We start from the raw sequence: 19,344 nt of genomic DNA, 5'->3' as shown, positions 1-19,344 counted from the left end.
TCGGCTCACCGACGGACGGCGACGGCGATCGATCCGATTCCGACGATGGAGACGAGCGCGGCGGCCGAGAACACGCCACGGACACCGAACGGCGCTACGACCGATCCAAAGACGACCGGCGACACGAACTGGCCGACGTAGCCGGCCATGGCGACGTACGAGCCGAACTGGCCCTGCTGGGCCGTGGGAGCCAGCGATTCCACCCAGACGAACGTCGACGGAAAGACGAGTCCGATCCCCAGTCCGAACAGAACGACGGGGGCGAACGCGGTCACGGGGGAGGTGACGACGGTGGCGAGGACGAACGCGACGAGCCACAGCGCGAACGCCGACGAAACCAGCGGGCGGGCACCGAACCGACCTTTCAGACGGCCGTACAACACCCCGGTGACGCCCCCCGCGAGACCGTTCGCCGAGAGGTACAGGCCGATCCCGAACGACGAGCCGACGCCGATCCCGGTGAGCAACTGTGGGTAGAACACCACGATCGAATACAGGAGCGCGTTCGCCGCGAAGTAGAGGAGATAGACGGCAAGGAGCGCGGGGCGACGACGGAGAACCGCGAACACGCCCGAACGATCGACCGGATCGGTTCCGTCGCCGTTCGCGGCCACGTCGCTCCCGCCCCGCCCGGTGTTCGGAATCGCCACGAATGCCACCAACCCGAGCGGGACCGCGACGAGGTACACCGCGAAGGGAAACTGCCAGGAGACGACGCCCAACGCGCCGCCGACGAGCGGCCAGACGGCCGCTCCGGCGCTGTTCGCCCCGCTTCGGAGCCCCAGCGCTCGATCCATCCGCTCGCCGCGGTACAGGTCGTATATCAGCACCGTAATCCCCGTGTAAACGAACGCGACGCCCACGCCGAGTACCGCCCGGGAGGCCAAAAGCGGGAGAAACGAGTCGATGAAAAGCCCCGCGCCGCCGCCGATCGCGTAGATCCCGAGGCCGGCGAGATAGGGCCAACGCGGGCCGTAGCGATCGATGAGCGCGCCGGCGAGCGGACTCGTCAGAACGATGAACGCGCCGTGCGTCGTGATTATGAGCCCCGCGAGCGATTCGGAGACGCCCAACCCGTCTTGAATCCCCGGGACGACCGGCCCCAACACCGCCCCGGCCATCACGGTCAGCGTCGCGGACGCGACGATCACCGGGAGCGTCACGCGGGTCGGCCCGTCTCGCATCGGCGGATCGTTCAGACCGAACGCGCAACGACCTTTCGATTCGGCTCGCGGGATCGAGCGGGAGAATTATATAAACCGAGAGGATAAAAGCGGTATGGACCGACAAAAGGTTCTCGCGATTTTCTTCGCTTTGCTGATGGCGATGTGGCTCGTCGCGACGGCGGCGACGCTGTTGTGAGCGCTATCGATCGCCCGGTCGTTCGCGTTCGCGGAGCGTCGCCCGCTGGATCTTTCCCGTCGACGTCTGTGGAAGGGCATCGACGAACTCGATCTCACGAGGGTACTCGTATTCGGCGAGCCGTTCGCGGACAAGCGACCGGAGCTCCTCGCGCAACCGTTCGGGATCGAACTCGTCGGTCGTCGGCTGGACGAACGCCTTGATCGCCTCCCCGCGAACGTCGTCGGGAACGCCGATCACGCCGGCCTGTTCGATATCCGGATGCCGTAGCAGCGCCCCCTCGACCTCCATCGGGCCGACCCGGTAGCCGCTCGTCAGTATGACGTCGTCGGCTCGCGATTGGAACCACAGGTAGCCTTCCGAGTCCACGGACGCGATGTCGCCCGTGAGGAACCAGCCGTCGTCGGTCCGCTTTTTCGCCGTTCTCTCGGGTAACCCCCAGTACTCGTCGAAGAAGACGCGCTCGTCGTCGGGCTTCACCGCGATCTCGCCGAGTTCGCCGGTCTCGACCGGTGTCCGATCCTCGGGGTCGAGCAGTTCGATCTCGTAGCCGGGGAAGGGCCGACCCATGCTTCCGGGGCGCGTGTCGAACCACGACGATCGGTTGCCGACGACGAGGTTCAGTTCGGTCTGGCCATAGAACTCGTTGATGGACACGTCCGGGAGACGCTCGTCCACCCACTCGACGACCTCGGGGGTGAGCGGTTCGCCGGCCGACCCGATCGTTTCGAGATCGAGGTCCCACCGCTCGGCGGGCGCGTCGACGGTCATCAACATCCGGAGCGCCGTCGGTGGCATGAACGCCTTCGTGACGCCGTGTCGTTGCATGAGTTCGAAAGCGGCCTCGGGGTCGAATCCCCCCCGAGGGCGGCCGACGATCGACTGGCCGTGGTGCCACGCCGCAAAGAGCGTCCCGCCGAGTGCGGCCCCCCACGCCCAATCCGCGGGCGTCCACACGGTGGCGTCCCGGAGCCCCTCGAAGTAGTTGTGGGCCGCAGCGGCGCGGCCCAACCACAGCGCGTGGCTGTGTAGAACCCCCTTCGGCGGTCCCGTCGAGCCGCTCGTGTACATGATCGCCGTCGACGTCTCCGGCGTCGAATCGTACGCGTCGATTCCCGGTTCCTGGGCCGAAACGAGCGATTCGAACGCGTGCGCGTCGCCATCCGCGCGGTCGCCGAGCTCGATGATCGCTTCGAGGTCGGGACACTCACCGCGAACCGCCTCGATCGTCTCTTTGGCCATCGGATCGACGACGACGGCGCGTGCGCCGCTGTCGGAAAGCCGGTGGGCGATCGCGTCCCGCCCGAACAGCACGGTCAGCGGTACTGAGACGGCACCGAGTTTCCAGTTCGCGAGGTGAGTGAGCGGGTTCTGCGGTTTCTGCGGGACCACGACGGCGACCCGGTCGCCGGCCTCGATGCCGAGTTCCGCAAGCGCCGCGGCGAGTCGATCCGACCGCTCGTCGAGTTCACCGAACGTGAACGTCCGCTCCGGGCCGTCCGGCGGATCGTATATAAGCGCGGATCGGTCGGCACGGTCGCCTTTCCGCAGAAAGTCGACCGCGGGGTTGAAGCGCTCCGGAAGGTTCCACTCGAACTCCCGACGAGCCGTCTCGTAGGAGTCGAATTCGGGCATCACCTGCCATGACATATCGGGAGATCGAAGAGCAGCCACTTATAAGTAGCACTGATCGAGCTAGTCCGGATCCCCCAGTGCGTACAACGCTCCATCGGTACTGCCGACATAGAGGCCGCCGTCTGCGGCCACTGGGGGAGAACGAACCGAATCGTTCGTCGAGAATCGCCACTGTTCGGTCCCATCGGTCACGCTCAGTGCCGTTAGGACCCCGTCCGATCGACCGACGTAGACGGCGCCGTCTGCGATCGACGCCGGCGCACTCACGGCGACGCCCACATCGATCGTCCACCGGAGGGTCCCATCACCCGCGTTTATGGCGGAGAACCGACCGTCGTCGGTCTCGGTACCGACGTAGACGGTCCCGTTCGCGACCGCCGGTGTCGTCGCGATCCCGTTCGTGGTCACGGTCCATCGCTCGCTCCCGTCTGACCCATCGAGCGCGTACAGCGTGTCGTCGTTTCCGCCGATGTAGACCGTCCCCTCGTGGACGGCGGGCGAGGACAGGACCGGTTGCCCGGTTTCGACGACCCACCGTTCGCTCCCGTCGGTCGCATCGATGGCGTAGACGTTCGAATCCCACCCGCCGACGTAGACGGTGTCGGCAGCGATAGCAGGCGACGAGATGACCCGATACGACGTTTCGAAGTGCCACTGCTCGGTTCCGTCTGCAGTGTCGAGCGCGTAGACGCGCCCCGCTGTCGCTCGAGTGGCGGTGTACGCGACCCCGTCGACGACCACCGGCGAGGAATCGACCGGGCCGTTGGCCTCGAAGCGCCACCGCTCAGTTCCATCCGCCACGTTGATCGCGTACACCACCCCGCCGCGCGATCCGACGTAGAGCGTGCCGTCGACGACGGCCGGTGACGCGCGGACGGCGCCGGTGGTTTCGAACGACCACTGCCGCACGCCGTCGACCGCATCGAGTGCGTAGACGTGTGTTCCCCCACCGACGTAGACGGTGCCGTCGGAAACGGCCGGGGGAGCGGCCACCGGACCGTCGGTTCGGAATCGCCACCGTTCGTCCCCCTCGGTCTGGACGGACGTGTCGGGTGCGTATCCGCTGTTCAGTTCGTCGTACTGGAACATCGGTGCGCCGTCGATCGATGGATCGAGGGGTTCCTCCCGGGAGGTGTCCTCGGTCTCCGCAAAACACCCCGCGAGAACAGCCGTTCCGCCGAGCGCGAGCCGCGAAAGCACCTGACGACGATTCATCCGAGACACCGCACGACAGTCGCGACTTCGATCAGTTCCACGCGCTTGAATTGGACCGAGCGGGGCATAAATCCCCGACAGGCCGTAAAACTGAGCGTCCGCCGGCGCCACCCGGACGGGGCCGTTTCAATACCCTTTTGCCGTCGCGCCCAGTTTCACCGCGTATGGCAGATTTCCAGGTCATCGTCGGCGACGACGACGGGACCACCCACTCGTTCGAGGTGGACGGACAGGACGCGAACCGATTCATCGGGCGATCGATCGGCGAGACGGTCGACGGTGACGCCGTCGGCCTATCGGGCTACGAACTCGAGATCACCGGCGGATCGGATAAGGCCGGCCGACCGATGCACAGCGAGGTCTCAGGTGGCAGGACGAAACAGATCCTCTCGACCGGCGGCGTCGGCTTCAAACCGACCGTCGACGGGGAGCGAAAGCGTATCACCGTTCGCGGTGCGGAGGTCTCCGACGAGACGCGTCAGATCAACGCGAAGATCGCCTCGCGCGGCGACGAATCGATCGAGTCGCTGCTCGTCGAGGACGACGGCGAGGACGAGTAACGCCGCTCGTTATGTACGGTCGCTACACCGAGAGCCCAGCGCTCGAGATTTTTCGAGGGACTGCGGATGAGTGACGACGATAGCGCGAACGCCGATCGCTACGCCGAGTTTCTTCGCGGCGAGCGGCCCGACGACATCCTGATCTACCTCCACGAGGAAGGCGTCGGATCGATCGACGAGCTGGCAGAGATCGGCGTTCGCGTCGACAACGGTGTCGTGTTGGTGCTTCCGGGTGAGGAGGGACGTGCGGCATTCCAGCGAGCGGCGGGGCTCGATGCGATGGACTTCGCCGGGATGGCGATGAACACCGAGGGCGAGATCGACGACGACTGTACGGGCGGCGTCTGCCCCGACTCGGAGGGCTCCGAGGACCACTACGGCAAGTTCGTCTTCGCGTTCGTCGAAGAGCAAAACGAGGCCGTCGGAGGGATCTACGCCGAGGGAGACGTGTGTCACGGATACGCGGCCTGCGCCTGCGGGACGACCTATTCCGAGAAATCGGTGCTCGACGCGAACTGATCCGGACATCACGCAGTTCGATAGAACGCGTGGATCGGTCCGTCGCCGCTCACGCCAGCTCGTCGGCCAGCGCATCCACGATCCGGCCGCCGATCGTCCCCTTGTCACCCTCGTGTACCACAACGTCGTCGGACGAAACGAACAGCACGCGCGTCCGATCCGATCCCATGACGCCCGCGTCGTTGGCGACGACGAACGTCAGCCCGGCGCGGTCGAGCGTCTCCGTGGCCTGTTCGATCATCGCATCGTCGTCACCGCTCGTCTCGAGTTTGAACCCGACGATCGGGAGGTCGGGATTCTCCTCGCGGATCGTATCGATGAGCTTCGGCGTCGGATCGAGCTCGAGCGTCAGTTCCTGGCCGGAGCGGATCTTTTCGGACGCGGTGTCGACCGTGTAATCGCCGATCGCGGCCGCGGAGACGAGCGCGTCCGCGCCGTCTTCGACCGCCGATCGAACCGCGTCGAGCATCTCGGCCGCGCTCTCGACGGCGATCGTATCCGCGTACGGCACCGCCGGACCGTCGTGGACTAGCGTCACGTCGGCCCCCCGGACATAGCAGGCCTTCGCCACCGCCCGCCCGGTTCGCCCGGAGGCGCGGTTCGAAAGCACCCGAACCGGATCGATCGCCTCGGTCGTCGGCCCGCTGGTCACGACGACGCGTTTGCCGGCGAGCGGCCGGGAACCGGCCGCTCGCGCGACATCGAGGACGATCGCCTCCTCTGTCGCGATCTTGGCTTTCCCCTCCTCGACACGCGGCTCGACGAACCCGACGCCCCACGATTCGAGGTGCTCGATCGCATCGAGGACGCCCGGATGGTCGTACATCGGTTCGTGCATCGCCGGCGCGACGACGACCGGCACGTCGGCCCCGAGGGCGGTCGTCGCCGTCGTCGTCACGGGAGTGTCGTCGACCGCCGAGGCGACCTTCCCGATCGTGTTCGCGGTCGAGGGCGCGAGCAGGAGAACGTCGGCCCAGCCGTCGTATCCGCACAACTCCACGTGTTCGACAGAGCCGGTGATCTCGGTGACGACCGGGTTCTCGGTCGCGAACTCCAGCGCCCACGGGTGGATGATCCCCCGTGCGGCCTCCGTCATCACGGCCCGAACCTCGGCGCCCTGTCGCCGGAGTTCGTGGGCCAACTCGACCGTCTTGACCGCCGCGATAGAACCCGACACGCCCAAAGCGACGTTTGTGCCCGCGAGCATCGACGATGGTTCGACGCCCCAGTTTAAAAACCATCGTGACTGCGGTTGGGGGTGGCTTACTTTTATCCGTACGTCCCAACCTCGGTGCATGACCGGCCAAATTTCTCCCCCAAGATGGGTGACGGACATCCTGTTGGCGTACGATCAGGTGCTCTCGGAACTGTTGTGGTTCATCGTGGGGTTCGGTATCGTCTATCTCGTCGGCCAAGCAGTTCTCAGTCCGCTCGTCAGTCGAATCGTCAGATCACGCAATCGAAATAACCCCACGATCGCGACGGCTACAAAAACGTACCTTCGGGTAATTGTGATTGGGTTTGCGACACTGACAGGCACCATCGCCGCGGGCTATGGACGGGTGCTCTCTGAGTCGGCGGTGATCATTGCAGCCATCACGTTCGTCCTCGGTATCGCCGGACAGCAAGTGTTCGGATCGCTCATCAGCGGGATGTTTCTGGTCGCCGACCCGGATTTCAACGTCGGCGACTGGATCGAGTGGCCGGGCGGGAGCGGGACAATCGAAGCCGTCGATTTTCGCGTCACCAGAGTCAGGACACCTGACAACGAGACCGTCTCGGTCCCGAACACGGAACTCACGAACAACGCGATCGTTCGCCCCTACGGTCGGGACCGGTATCGGATCACAGAGCAGATATATGTCGCCTATTACGAGGACAGCGAGCGAGCGCTGATGGAACTCCGACAGGTCGCGAGCGATCACGAGTCGATTCTCGGCGACCCAGCGCCGAACACACGTATCCTCGAACTCGGGGAGAACGCGATCACAGTACAGGCGGAGTTTTGGATCGAGGATCCGCGACACATAGACATCCAGACAGTGCGCTCTGACTTCCGGCGATCGGTGAAACATCAGTTCGACGAGGAGGGGATCACGCTCGCACCGCCCTCCGCGCAGTTGCTCTCCGGGGAAGTCACCGTGACCGATGGTACGGCCGATTCCCCGGTCTCGAACGGGAGCAGAGAGTGAGCGCGCCGAGAGATTCCAACGGCGACCGAGTCACCGCGTCTCGATCCGCAGTTCGACCCCCCGTTCCTCGCCTTCGAGGTCGGCGACGACTCGCCGGACTATCCGCTCGGCCTCGGCACGGATCTTCGGCTTGATTTTCTCGACGACCCACCCGAGCGAGACGAATCGGGGGAGATCGACGATCCCGTCGTCGGTGGATCCCAGCGCGTACTCGACGACGAACGTGACCTCGGTTCCCTGCGCGTCGGTTTCGCGTTCGTCGTCCGCGAGCGGGTTGACGAGCCACCGACCGGAGGCGTCGATGTCCTTCGTTACCCGCCACTCGATTCGATCGGGCGGGTCGACCTCGGTGACTTCCGAACGGGCGGTGTACTGGAGCTTCCACCACGCGAACGTGAGCTCGTACTCGGTGCCCGGCTCGCCGTCGCCGAACTGCCTAACCGAGCGGAGGTGCTCCGAATAGTTCGCGTACTGACGAAAAGCCAACAGAAACTCGTAGACCTCCTCGGGCGGCGCGTAAACGACGGTGCTGACTTCGACTCGCTCCACACGTTCACGTGGAGTGGGAGTACGGTAAGCTTTCGGCCGCCGAGTGAGGGACGTGTGAGGAGGGCTCACATCGTGTCGCGGGGGATCGATGATCTCGCCTGAAGCGCGTGGTGCCGATCTATTCAGCCGTAACCAGAAGGCTCGCTGTTCGCGAGAACGCGACCGTCGAACGAAAGCAGATTCCGCAGCTAAAGTCGATTTATTACCGACCCGCTGCTACCGGTCGAATCCGGATCGTTCGGAAGACGAATCGGGGACTGCAGGAACTGACCCTTTTTGCCGACGGAGAACCGAGTGAGCCTATGACGGATCCACGCACGGCCGGATTCAAACAGCGGACTCGGGTGACCGACGCCCGCGAGTCGCTGCTCGATATCCCGCCATTCGACCGCACGGAGCTGCTCTCGCTGTCCGTTGCCGACGGGCGCGTCGTCGCCGAGCCGATCGACGCGATCCGAAACGTCCCACACTACGCCCGCGCGGCGATGGACGGGTGGGCGGTCCGAGCTGAGGACACCTTCGGCGCCTCGGATCGCTCCCCAGCGATCGTTCGCCCCGACGAGACGATCGGGCCGGATCGGGCCGTCCGCGTCCACACGGGGAGCGAACTGCCGGACGGCGCGGACGCGGTCGTGATGATAGAGGAGACCGAACGAGTCGGCGACGAACTGGAAGTGTTTGACGCCGTCGGCGAGGGCGAGAACGTCGGCCCGGTCGGCGAAGACGTCGAGGCCGGCCAGCGGCTCTACGAACCGGGACACACGCTCCGTCCCTCCGATCTCGGACTGCTGAAGGGAACCGGGATCGATACCGTCGAGCTCGTCCAGCGACCCGAGGTAGCCGTCGTCCCGACGGGTGAAGAGCTGGTACAGGCTGACCCCGCTCCCGGGGAGGTCGTCGAGACCAACCGATTCACCGTCTCCCGGCTCGCCGAGCGGTGGGGCGCGGAGGTAACGCGACGCGGGATCGTTACCGACGACCACGACGCGCTTCGAGCGGCGATCCAGCGCGACCTCGTCCGCGACGTCATCGTGACGACCGGCGGATCGTCCGTGGGCGAGCGCGACCTCATCCCCGAGGTCGTCGAAGAACTCGGCGAGGTGTTCGTCCACGGCGTCGCCCTGAAGCCGGGGCATCCCGTCGCTTTGGGCCGCGTCGAGGGCGTCACCGTCGTCATGCTCCCGGGGTACCCGGTCGCCGCGATCATCAACGCCGTGCAGTTCCTCCGACCGCTGATCAAACACCTCGGCGGGACCGATCCGGAGCCGTTGCCGACGCGGAACGCGACGCTCGCTCGGAAGATCCGCAGCGAACCGGGCGTTCGGACGTTCGTGCGTGTAACCCTCGAGGAGACGAACGGGGGCGATGAGTCCGATCCGAGCCTCGAAGCGACGCCGACGCGTGCCAGCGGCTCCGGCGTTCTCTCCAGCGTCGCGCTCGCCGACGGGTGGGTCGTCGTCGAAGAGAGCCTAGAGGGGATCCCCGAAGGAGAGACCGTCGCGGTCGAAATCTGGGAGTACAATGGCTAGAAAGCAGTTCCGCGACCTCGCCGATCCCGAAACGGCCCGGCGGGCGATCCGGTCGCTGGACCTCGACCCCGAGCCCGAAACAGTCCCGCTCCGGGAGGCCCGCGGCCGCGTCCTCGCCGAGCGGATCGACGCCGACCTCGACGTTCCCGGCTTCGACCGGGCGAGCGTCGACGGCTACGCGCTCAAGGCCGCGGACACGTTCGGTGCCGACGAAGCCGATCCCGCCGAACTGAGGTGTATCGGCGAGGTCCACGCCGGGGCGGAACCCACCGTCGAAGTCGGCACCGGTGAGTGCGCCGAGATCTCCACCGGAGCCGTTCTGCCACCCGGCGCGGACGCGGTCGTGATGGTGGAACGAACGGATCGGGCGACGGATGAATCGAGTGAGACGATCCTCGTCAAAACGTCGCTCGCGCCCGGAGATCGCGTCATGTTCGCCGGCGCCGATATCGCGGCCGGCGAGCGCGCGCTCGGGCCCGGGGCGACGATTACGCCGCGGGAGATCGGACTGCTATCGGCCATCGGGGTCGATGCGGTTCCGGTCCGCGGAAGGCCGACCGTCGGGATCGTCTCGACGGGCGACGAACTCGTTCGTCCCGGCGGATCGCTCGATAGCGCCGCGGGAGAGATCTACGACGTCAACAGCTACACGACGGCCGCGGCCGTCGAGGACGCCGGCGGCGAGGCGCGGCTGTATCCCCACGCTGGCGACGATTACGACGCGATGGAAGCCACGCTCCGGGAGGCGGCCGACGAGTGCGATCTCGTCCTCTCGTCGGGGTCGACCTCGGCCTCCGCGGTCGACGTCATCTACCGCGTCGTCGAGGAGACGGGCGAACTCCTCTTACACGGCGTCGCGGTCAAACCCGGCAAACCGATGCTCATCGGCCGGCTCGGCGGGAGCGCCTACGTCGGGCTTCCGGGCTATCCAGTCTCCGCGCTCACGATCTTCCGGGCGTTCGTCGCTCCGGCCATCCGGCGTGCGGCGGGCGTCCCCGAGCCCGAGACGGCAACGGTAGAGGGACGGATGGCCCACCGAGAGCGATACAGCGAAGGACGACTCAGATACATGCCCGTCGGACTCGTCACCGACGGCGACGGAGGGACGCTCGTCTACCCGGTCGACAAGGGCAGCGGCGCGACCACGAGTCTCGTGGAAGCCGACGGGATCGTCTCAGTTGCACCGGACGTCGAGTACCTGGACGTCGGCGAGCGCGTCGAGGTACAGCTATTCTCGCCCGACGTTCGTCCGCCGACCGTCTTCGGCGCTGGGGAAGACGATCCGGCGCTCTCGCGGCTCCTCGATCACGTCGACCGCCCGCGTTATCTCGCGATCGGAAGCCGACAGGGGCGTAGACGGCTCCGGGACGGCGTAACCGACGTGGCGGTCGTGACGGGTGAGTCGCTCCCCGACGGTACCGAACTCGGCCGCTGGAGCCGCGAGTGGGGGCTGGTCGTTCCGTCGGGCAACCCCGATGAGATCGACGGTCTCGCCGACCTCGTTGACACCGATGTTCGGTTCGTCAATCGGACGACCGATTCCGGACTGCGGTCGACGCTCGAAGCCGCCCTCGACGACCTTGCTTCCGAACGCGATGTCGACCGGCGCGGACTGACCGACGCGATCGATGGCTTCGATCTCGCCGTACGAGCGCACGAATCGCCCGCACGGAAGGTACGTGTTGGTGACGCGGACGTCGGATTGGGACTGCGTGCGACCGCCGACGCGCTCGGGATGGGATTCGTTCACTGTGGGACCGAGCGGGTCAGCGTCGTCGCCGACGAGACACGAGCGGACAAAGACGGCGTAGAACGCCTCGCCGCGGCGATCGACGGAAACGAGTCGATCTTCGAGTCGCTGGCCGGCTATCGGCGGTAATCGATCCGAGCGCGATGATCAAAGCTACGATCCGGTTACGGCCGCGAACCGCTCGGCATCGAACTGGATGCCGCCGGCCGTTTCGACGAGCGTATCGGACCGAACCTGCTTGAGTCGGCCGAACGGTGGCCGAACGATGGCAAATCCCGAACAGTGATGTAACAACAGTCGATCCGGCGTGCCGATCGCCGCGAGCACTCGGATCATGAACACCTCGTGGTCGACCTCGGCTCGACGCTTCACGAAGACGTAAACGACAGTTGGCTGTTATTTTCGGTCGCGGATCGTTCATCGTGCGACGGGAGGTGAAATCGAACGTCCCCGTCCGACTGTGTGACGTTTGTTTTCAGTGTGACATCGACGTCGCCGATGGAGAACCCACTGTGATCGATATCGTCGTCGATTCCGGTGAGCGCTGATTCGAGTCTCGAAAACAGTCGTTTCGGCTCGATCGCCGTCCGTTCGGCTCGCGATTCCGCCGGCTGGAGACCGATCGGGACCGGAACCGGCTGGAGCGCGGCGCCGATCTGTGTGTTCGCGGTCACGCTCCGATCGAACGTCCGCTGCTCGTTGATCCCGGTTTCCGCGAGCGTCTCCACCACCCTCGACGGAGTTCATATCCAGTTAGTTTTGGGCGTCAGCGATTCCGGCACCCAACTTCGCGACCATCTCCGGGAGCGGTACGTCCAACAGCTCCTCTCGTACTAACATTCGGAAACTTACACTAACGGTGTATATATCTGTAGCTGAATATGCTTCGAGTCGGACAGATACACGGAGCGCCCAGTTTCAGTCGGGGACACGACGGATGTGTCTCCGGATCGGTTATGCCGATGGCGCGCATCGAAGTATCCGATGACGCAACTGTCGGAGCTGGATCTCGATGCGACGGATGTCGCGGCCGTCACCGAACGGCGCGACGAACTACTCACAACGGTCAGAGACCACGTCGGACGGATCGCCTACAACGTCGCACGTATCGAAGGCGGCGATTACGGTCGACGATCGTTCTCGACCGATCGGGGCGAATGGACAGTCAAATACGAGGCCGGCGACATCGACTTCCTCCGCTACGACCCCCGGGGCGGCGGCGAAACGTACGTCATCTCGACGCGGTCACCGGCCGAGCCTGAGGCGTTGGCGCGCGCGCTCGAAGACTACGCATCGTTCGTCGCGGCGTACAACGACTACGTCGCCTCGCTCGATGGCATCCTCGACGGCGTCGACGCGGACTTTCCGAGCGTCGAATCGACCGAATCGATCGTCGCCGAACGCGACCGTATCGTCGATCGGATCGAAGCGTGCTGTGACCGGATGGCCGGCGAACTCTACCGCTACGACGGGACAGACTACGGCACCTTCTCGGTCCGCGTCGATGCGACGCGGTGGGAGCTAAAACGCGAACAGGATGCGGTCTCGTACCTCCGTGCCGGCGGCTCGGGCGGCGTCTATCTGCTCTCGCAGTACGGGCCGCCGTCGGCCACCGACGTTCGCGAGTACGCACCCCGATTTTCGGGGGTCGTCGAGGCGTACAACGACCACGCCTCCGAGTTGGAGCTCGATCTCGAGCGGGTCGAGCTGTAACGAAGTATCGGCGTCGAAACGGAGGGTAGAGACGGAGAGTCGCCATCGGACGAACACGCGGATTCGAGACGGCAACCAATATAAACGCCGATGCCGTTCGGCGGCGTATGCGAGGATTCTCCCGTCGCCCGTTCCGGATAGCCGACTCTGCCCAGCAGATCGTCGGCGGCTTTTTGCTCGCCGGACCGTTCGTCGTCACCGAGGAAGTGTGGCTACTCGCGGAGAATATGTCGATCATACAGTCGCTCGCGACCGTTCTGATCGTCTTCGGGATCGGCTACGCCGCGCTGTACAAGGCGGCCGGGCGAGACCCAGAAGACGAGGTCGACGTCGGTGGGATTCCCGCCCGATTTCTATCGTTGATGCTAGTCTCCTACGGAGCTGTCGTGATTTTGGCGTTCGCGTTCGGCGCACCGGAGACGTTCCTCGAAGATCTCTCCGGGATCGAACGGCATGTCGTCACGGCAAAAGCGATCGCGGTCGGGGCGGTGTTTAGCGTCGTTGGGGCGGCGACGGCCGACTCGGTGTTCTGATCGACTAGCGAGCGGCTCGCTCCGAACGGATGGCCTCGACTGTGGAACCCAATGGCCGCCGAGGTTTACCGTTTTATTGACTAAGTGGACGGGCGGCTAACATTGTGAGGCGTATGCCACACGTTTATTACCACCACGGCGGTATCCGACGGTATGTTATCGTACGACGATTCACCCGAGGCCGTCGAGTTGGCCGAGCGGGCCCACGAACTGATGGAGGAGGTCGTCCTCCCGAAAGAGCGCGAACTCGCAGGCGGCATGTCGGTCTCCGACCGAACGATCGAGGAACTCCGCGATGCGGCCCGCGACTACGGCGTCTACGCTCCCCAGATCGCAGAGGAATACGGCGGGATGGGATACAGCTTTCGCGACGTGTTGCCGACCTTCGAGGAGGCCGGACGCAGCATCCTCGGCGAGGAGGCGATGCACGTCGACGCCCCCGACGAGGGGAACATGCACACGCTCGAACTCCTCGGAACGGAACTCCAGAAAGAACAGTACCTGAAACCGCTCGTCGAGGGTGAAGTCGTCTCCGGGTTCTGTATGACGGAACCGCTTCAGGGTGGCGGCTCCGACCCCAAGATGCTGCAGACGACCGCCGAGAAGGACGGCGACGACTGGGTTATCGACGGCCACAAGTGGTGGACGACGAACGGTATCCGTGCCGACTTCCTGCTCGTTTTCGCCCGCACCGATCAGGAGGCACACCCCTACGAGGGCTGTTCGATGTTCATCGTCCCGTCGGAGGCACCCGGCGTCGAGGTCGTCCGAAACATCCCCCACATGGGCGCAGCGATCGATCTCCACGGCCACGCCGAAATCAAGTTCGACGACGTCCGCGTGCCCGAAGAGCACCTTCTCGGCGAGGAAGGCAAAGGGTTCACCCACGTGCAGGAACGACTCGGCCCCGCCCGCCTGACTCACTGCATGCGCTACTCCGGGATGGCACAGCGCTCGCTCGACATCGCCAAGGCGTACATGACCGAGCGGGAGGCGTTCGGCACGCCGATCGCCGACAAGCAGGCTCCGCGCCACGAGATCGCCAACCGACAGACCGAGCTCGCGGCGGCGCGAGCGCTCGTCCGGCAGGTCGCAGACGAGATCGATTCTGGCGGCGAGGCGCGTGTTGGCGTCTCGATGGCGAAGACGTTCACGGCGAACGCCACCCAAGACGCGATCGACACTGCGCTCCAGTTCTGCGGCGGCAACGGGATCGCCAAGGACCTACCGATCTCGGATTTCTACGAACGCGTTCGACAGTTCCGACTCGTCGACGGGGCCGACGAGGTTCACCGACGCGTCATCGCCCGGGACGCCTTCGAGAACGTCGATCCGGCCGAACTCGATCCGATCACGCGATTCGACGAATAGCGCCGAGCGTATCGACGCGGCGAGGCGGCGACGAGGGGCGACCGGCCGTTCTCCCACGAATTTTTGTACCACGTCGCTCCAGAGAGTGTATGCGAAACGTCAAGATCGTCTCGACGCTCGGTCCCGCCTCCGACGATCGCGTGACCATCCGTCGTCTCACCGAGGCGGGGATGTCCGTCGCCCGGTTGAACGCGAGCCACGGGACGGCGGACGGACACCGAGAACTCATCGAACACGTCCGCGCCGTCGACGAGGGGAGGGACGATCCACTCGCGGTCATGCTTGATCTCCGCGGCCCGGAGGTCCGGACGGCCGAGACGGACGCACCGACGGAATTCGCCTCGGGCGCTACCGTCGAGTTCGTCGAGGGATCGACCGTATCCCCCGAGCGCGTCGGTCTGAGTCACTCGATCGGCGCAGTCGCCCCGGGCGACACGGTGCTACTGGACGACGGTCGCATCGAAACGACCGTCGAGCGCGTCGAGGGCGAGACGGTCGTCGCACGCATCGACTCCGGCGGTGAGATCGACTCGCGGTCGGGCGTGACGACTCGGGGCGTCGATCTCGACCTCGATCTCGTCGGTGAGGAGGACGAGACGAGCCTCCGTCTCGCCGCCGAAGAGGGCATCGATCTCGTCGCGGCGTCGTTCGTCCGCGACGGTGATGACGTCTATGAGATCGCGGACATCTTAGAGCGGTTCGGCGCGTCGAACACCCCGGTGGTCGCGAAGGTCGAACGGGCGGCGGCGATCGACAACATCGGGAGCATCGTCAGCGCGGCCGACGGCGTCATGGTCGCCCGCGGCGACCTCGGCGTCGAGTGCCCGCTGGAGGACGTGCCGATCATTCAAAAGCGGATCATTCGACGATGCGTCAACGCCGGGATACCCGTCATCACCGCGACCGAGATGCTCGAATCGATGATCCAGTCCCGACGGCCGACGCGGGCCGAGGCGTCCGACGTGGCCAACGCGGTCTTCGACGGGACGGACGCGGTGATGCTCTCCGGGGAAACCGCGGTCGGAGAGTATCCCGTCGAGGCCGTCGAAACGATGGCAACCATCGCAAATCGAATCGAGGAGAGCAACGAGTACGCCGACACGCGCGATAGTCGAATCCCGGCGGCCGATCGGGGTGTCAGAACCGACGCCGTCGCCCGTTCGGCTCGCTACCTCGCGAGCGACGTCGGGGCGAGCGCGATCGTCGCCGTCTCCGAATCGGGCTACACGGCACGCAAAGCCGCGAAGTTTCGACCATCCGTCCCGATCATCGCCGCGACGCCCAACGACGACGTGCGGCGACAACTGGCCGTTTCGTGGGGCATCAACGCGCGCTATGCCAGCTATGCGGCCGACGCCGATTCGATCATCGAGACGGCGGTCGACAGCGCCGTCGACGCGGGCGTCGCCGCGAGCGGCGATACGATCGTCGTTCTCGCCGGAATGATGAGCGAGTTTCCCGAAACGGACGTGGCGAACACGCTGAAGGTGCACGTCGTCGCCGAGACGATCGCAACGGGACGATCCGTCGTCGCGGGACAGGTGGCTGCCCCGATCGTCAGAATCGAACGGGGCGATATGACCGACATCTCGGAGGGTTCGGTCGTCGTCCTACCCGCCGGCTTCGAGGGGGAATTCGAGGGCGACGTGTCGAAGATCGCAGGCATCGTCGCGGCCGACTCCGAGCTGACTGGCTATCCAGCGATCGTCGCTCGCGAACTCGCCGTCCCGATGGTATCGGGGGTTGTCCTGCCGTCGTCGATCGAGGATGGAGCGGTCATCACCGTCGACGGTGAACGCGGTGTAATTTACGAGAGCGACGTGACCGGCGGGGCGCGACGAGAGCGATAGACACATCCGTTCGATGGCCGGCATCGGGGACTTTAACGCGGACGCGCTCGTACGGCCGGATATGCAACTGCGCGAGGCACTCGGTGATCTTCCGGACACGGTGTTCGCCGATCTGCTGGAGAACGACGACGCCTACCTCCTCATCGTCGATCTGCCGGGAGCGACCGCCGAGACGGTCGAAATAACGATCGAGGGGGGACAGCTGACGATCCAAGCCCGGCGCGAGAAGGACGTGCCGCGGGAGTTCCGGTACGTCTCCGAGGATCGAGATCTCTTCCTCGACGCTGAATTACCGCTTCCGGGCGACGCGACGGGAGCCGACGCCGAGGGAGAGATCGACCGCGGTGTCCTGACGATCACCCTCCCGAAGTCGTCCGCCGAGGGCGGCACGAAAATACCCCTCTCGTGACGGGAGCGCTCGGACATCGATGACCAGTTCGGACGGGGCTCACATCTAATGTTTCGCTCCTATCGACGATTCGTCATCGTCGCCTACCAGTTTCTGCCGCTGTTGTTCGCCTATGCTCGTGACCGAAAGCGATTCGTCCTCTTCGGTCGGAGCCGGCAAGTGTCGGCCAAAACCCGTCGAAGGCGGGCCCGGTCGCTGTTGAACTCGCTTTTGACCCTCGGGCCAACGTTCATCAAACTCGGCCAACTGCTCTCGACGCGACCCGACGTGTTGCCGTCGGAGTATATCGACGAGTTCGAACGGCTCCAAGACGACGTGCCGCCCGCCGAGTGGACGGCCGCCAAAGCCGTCATCGAAGCCGATCTCGGGCCGATAGACGAAGTGTTCGAAACCTTCGACGAGGAGGCCATAAGCGGCGCGAGCCTCGGACAGGTCTACGTCGCCCGCGTCGGCGGCGAGAAGGTGGCGGTGAAAGTCAGACGACCGGGGATCGGACCCCTCGTCGAGGCCGACCTGCGCGTCGTCCGATGGTCGCTGCCGATCCTCATGCGGTTCGTCGGGCAAGCGCGTTCGTTCTCGCTGGAGACGATCGCCGACGAGTTCGAGAAGACGATCCGCGAAGAGATGGACTACCGGCGGGAGCGCGAGATGCTGATCGAGATCGGCGAGAACTTCGCTGACAGCGATCGGATCCGGGTGCCGGGCGCCATTCCCGATCTCTCAAGTGAACGAGTGTTGACCATGGAGTACGTCGGGGGAACCAAGATTTCCGATATCGATGATCTCGACAACTTAGGGATCGACCGGACCGAACTCGCCAAGACGCTCCAGCGGACGTATCTGCAGATGATCGTTCAAGACGGGGTTTTTCACGCCGACCCTCATCCCGGAAACCTGGCCGTCCGCGACGACGGGACGATCGTGTTTTACGATTTCGGTATGTCGGGTCGCGTCGACCCGTTCATCCAAGAGAAGATCATCGAGTTCTACATGGCCATCGCGGCGCAGGACACCGACGCGATCCTCGATGCGCTCATCGAGATGGGGACGCTCAGCCCGGAAGCGGACAGGGAGGTGATGTCGAGCGTCATGGAGCTAGCCATCGCCGACGCCCGCGGCGAGAATATTGAGCAGTACCGCGTCCAACAGATCATTGAGCAAGTAGAGGATACGATCTACGAGTTCCCGCTCAGATTGCCGCCCAACCTCGCGTTGGTGCTACGCGTCGCGACGGTCGTCGAGGGGGTCTGCGTCACGCTCGACCCCGAGTTCGATTTCATCTCCGTGGCGACCGGCTATCTCCGCGAGGAGGGATTCATACAGGAGAGTGCCCGCGATTTCATCGTCGACCGGGCCGACGAAGCGTTGCAGTTCGGTGAGTCGATGGTCCGCGTCCCGCCGAAACTCGAATCCGCGCTGGACGATCTCGACCGCGGAAACGTCACGCTCAAAGTCGAGTTCGAGCGCGACGAACGGACGTTCGACGTGTTAGCCAAACGGCTCGTTCTCGCGGCGCTGTCGACGGCGGCGCTTATTTCGGCCTCAGTGCTGTACGCCTTCGCGACGACCCCGGCCGCAGCCGTGGCGCTCACCATCGGAGCAGCGCTTTCGGTATCGCTTTGGCGCTCGTTCAGACGGCGACGCGGCATCGACGCCCAACCGCAGTTCACGAGACAGCGGCTACGAGAACGCGAAAAGTGAAGCGCTGAATATCGCCAGCCACGCGTCGGGTGTTATCCACCGGAGGTGTCCTCCTCGTCCGTTCCGAGTCGTATCCAATCGTCCGGGAGACTCTCTTCGTGTTGATCTAACAGTTCTAGCAACGGTCTAATACGTTCGAAGTTCGGTCCCGCTTTTACTCGATAGTTCGCCTCGTCCCATTCGATCAGCCCGTACTCGACCAGTTTCGGGGCGTGGATATGGTTTATTTCGAGCCGCGTTTGTGCGTCCATGCCGTCGAACTCGATAGACACCCAGGGGTCGTCCGCCGAACCGCGTTCGAGCAACGCGATAACCACGTGTCGACGGTGGACATCTGATAATGCATCTAACATATCGTCAAACGATATTTCAGTGCCTTTGTCGGACATATTGGACAGTTCTATCTACAACATATTGTTTATCCAGTATCTAATGAACGACATACAGTCATTGCTA

At 64.7% G+C, this 19,344-nt stretch carries 19 protein-coding genes; 11 read left to right on the top strand and 8 right to left on the bottom strand.

Features of this window, described 5'->3' with window-relative positions:
• Positions 1 to 5 precede the first annotated feature (5 nt).
• The 3 genes from R6U53_RS12500 to R6U53_RS12490 all read right to left on the bottom strand — a co-directional run bounded on the left by R6U53_RS12500 (position 6) and on the right by R6U53_RS12490 (position 4,212).
• Positions 6 to 1,184 carry an MFS transporter gene (locus R6U53_RS12500; RefSeq protein WP_410322699.1) on the bottom strand — a complete coding sequence of 393 codons (1,179 nt, stop codon included), beginning with the start codon at positions 1,182 to 1,184 and terminating at the stop codon, positions 6 to 8.
• Between the two features lie 181 nt (positions 1,185 to 1,365).
• A complete protein-coding gene (locus R6U53_RS12495) occupies positions 1,366 to 3,012 on the bottom strand; it encodes an acyl-CoA synthetase (protein WP_410322698.1) in 1,647 nt (548 codons plus the stop codon).
• Between the two features lie 45 nt (positions 3,013 to 3,057).
• Positions 3,058 to 4,212, bottom strand: a complete 1,155-nt coding sequence (locus tag R6U53_RS12490; protein ID WP_410322697.1) for a PQQ-binding-like beta-propeller repeat protein — start codon at positions 4,210 to 4,212, stop codon at positions 3,058 to 3,060.
• A 164-nt stretch (positions 4,213 to 4,376) separates the two neighbouring features.
• Between R6U53_RS12490 and R6U53_RS12485 the strand changes: the two genes are divergently transcribed.
• Positions 4,377 to 4,772 carry a 30S ribosomal protein S6e gene (locus R6U53_RS12485; protein ID WP_410322696.1) on the top strand — a complete coding sequence of 132 codons (396 nt, stop codon included), beginning with the start codon at positions 4,377 to 4,379 and terminating at the stop codon, positions 4,770 to 4,772.
• 66 nt (positions 4,773 to 4,838) lie between these two features.
• Positions 4,839 to 5,291 (top strand): DUF5807 family protein, encoded by a 453-nt coding sequence (locus R6U53_RS12480; protein WP_410322695.1) that lies wholly within the window; start codon positions 4,839 to 4,841, stop codon positions 5,289 to 5,291.
• A 49-nt stretch (positions 5,292 to 5,340) separates the two neighbouring features.
• Here the strand turns inward: R6U53_RS12480 and coaBC are convergent, their stop codons facing one another.
• Entirely contained in the window at positions 5,341 to 6,498 is a 1,158-nt protein-coding gene (coaBC, locus tag R6U53_RS12475; protein ID WP_410322694.1) for a bifunctional phosphopantothenoylcysteine decarboxylase/phosphopantothenate--cysteine ligase CoaBC, read from the bottom strand.
• Positions 6,499 to 6,586: 88 nt separating this feature from the next.
• Between coaBC and R6U53_RS12470 the strand changes: the two genes are divergently transcribed.
• Positions 6,587 to 7,483 (top strand): mechanosensitive ion channel family protein, encoded by an 897-nt coding sequence (locus R6U53_RS12470; RefSeq protein ID WP_410322693.1) that lies wholly within the window; start codon positions 6,587 to 6,589, stop codon positions 7,481 to 7,483.
• 30 nt (positions 7,484 to 7,513) lie between these two features.
• Here R6U53_RS12470 and R6U53_RS12465 read toward each other — a convergent pair whose 3' ends face one another.
• Positions 7,514 to 8,032, bottom strand: coding sequence for an SRPBCC family protein (locus R6U53_RS12465; protein WP_410322692.1), 519 nt, complete (start codon positions 8,030 to 8,032; stop codon positions 7,514 to 7,516).
• A 302-nt stretch (positions 8,033 to 8,334) separates the two neighbouring features.
• Between R6U53_RS12465 and glp the strand changes: the two genes are divergently transcribed.
• Together glp and R6U53_RS12455 are read left to right on the top strand one after the other, a co-directional pair.
• The gene (glp, locus tag R6U53_RS12460; RefSeq protein WP_410322691.1) at positions 8,335 to 9,561 is read left to right on the top strand and encodes a gephyrin-like molybdotransferase Glp; all 1,227 of its coding nucleotides are present in this window, start codon (positions 8,335 to 8,337) and stop codon (positions 9,559 to 9,561) included.
• Positions 9,554 to 11,440: a molybdopterin biosynthesis protein gene (locus tag R6U53_RS12455; protein WP_410322690.1), complete on the top strand. Its 1,887-nt coding sequence runs from the start codon at positions 9,554 to 9,556 to the stop codon at positions 11,438 to 11,440. Before glp ends, R6U53_RS12455 begins: the two co-directional genes overlap by 8 nt.
• A 24-nt stretch (positions 11,441 to 11,464) precedes the next feature.
• Here R6U53_RS12455 and R6U53_RS12450 read toward each other — a convergent pair whose 3' ends face one another.
• Together R6U53_RS12450 and R6U53_RS12445 are read right to left on the bottom strand one after the other, a co-directional pair.
• Positions 11,465 to 11,683 carry a hypothetical protein gene (locus R6U53_RS12450; RefSeq protein ID WP_410322689.1) on the bottom strand — a complete coding sequence of 73 codons (219 nt, stop codon included), beginning with the start codon at positions 11,681 to 11,683 and terminating at the stop codon, positions 11,465 to 11,467.
• A complete protein-coding gene (locus R6U53_RS12445; RefSeq protein WP_410322688.1) occupies positions 11,680 to 12,039 on the bottom strand; it encodes a hypothetical protein in 360 nt (119 codons plus the stop codon). The genes R6U53_RS12450 and R6U53_RS12445 overlap by 4 nt, the downstream gene beginning before the upstream one ends.
• Before the next feature lie 256 nt (positions 12,040 to 12,295).
• Here R6U53_RS12445 and R6U53_RS12440 point away from each other — a divergent pair, with 256 nt between their 5' ends.
• From R6U53_RS12440 to R6U53_RS12415, 6 genes are all read left to right on the top strand, one after another.
• Positions 12,296 to 13,024, top strand: coding sequence for a hypothetical protein (locus R6U53_RS12440; protein ID WP_410322687.1), 729 nt, complete (start codon positions 12,296 to 12,298; stop codon positions 13,022 to 13,024).
• 107 nt (positions 13,025 to 13,131) lie between these two features.
• Positions 13,132 to 13,557, top strand: a complete 426-nt coding sequence (locus R6U53_RS12435) for a DUF2391 family protein (RefSeq protein WP_410322686.1) — start codon at positions 13,132 to 13,134, stop codon at positions 13,555 to 13,557.
• A gap of 153 nt (positions 13,558 to 13,710) precedes the next feature.
• On the top strand, positions 13,711 to 14,928 hold the full coding sequence (locus R6U53_RS12430; RefSeq protein ID WP_410322685.1) for an acyl-CoA dehydrogenase family protein: 1,218 nt from the start codon (positions 13,711 to 13,713) through the stop codon (positions 14,926 to 14,928).
• A gap of 89 nt (positions 14,929 to 15,017) precedes the next feature.
• Positions 15,018 to 16,778 carry a pyruvate kinase gene (gene pyk, locus R6U53_RS12425; protein WP_410322684.1) on the top strand — a complete coding sequence of 587 codons (1,761 nt, stop codon included), beginning with the start codon at positions 15,018 to 15,020 and terminating at the stop codon, positions 16,776 to 16,778.
• Positions 16,779 to 16,839: 61 nt separating this feature from the next.
• Positions 16,840 to 17,187 (top strand): Hsp20/alpha crystallin family protein, encoded by a 348-nt coding sequence (locus tag R6U53_RS12420; protein ID WP_410322683.1) that lies wholly within the window; start codon positions 16,840 to 16,842, stop codon positions 17,185 to 17,187.
• 48 nt (positions 17,188 to 17,235) lie between these two features.
• Entirely contained in the window at positions 17,236 to 18,888 is a 1,653-nt protein-coding gene (locus R6U53_RS12415; RefSeq protein WP_410322682.1) for an ABC1 kinase family protein, read from the top strand.
• 32 nt (positions 18,889 to 18,920) lie between these two features.
• On the opposite strand, the gene R6U53_RS12410 is transcribed toward R6U53_RS12415, so the two are convergent.
• Positions 18,921 to 19,139, bottom strand: coding sequence for a transcriptional regulator (locus R6U53_RS12410; RefSeq protein ID WP_410322681.1), 219 nt, complete (start codon positions 19,137 to 19,139; stop codon positions 18,921 to 18,923).
• Positions 19,140 to 19,344 lie beyond the last annotated feature (205 nt).

This window comes from Natronomonas sp. (genome assembly GCF_046483325.1).
Classification (GTDB): domain Archaea; phylum Halobacteriota; class Halobacteria; order Halobacteriales; family Haloarculaceae; genus Natronomonas.
The sequence above is the reverse complement of the archived record's forward strand: the minus strand, read 5'-3'. Positions and strand labels throughout refer to the sequence as shown.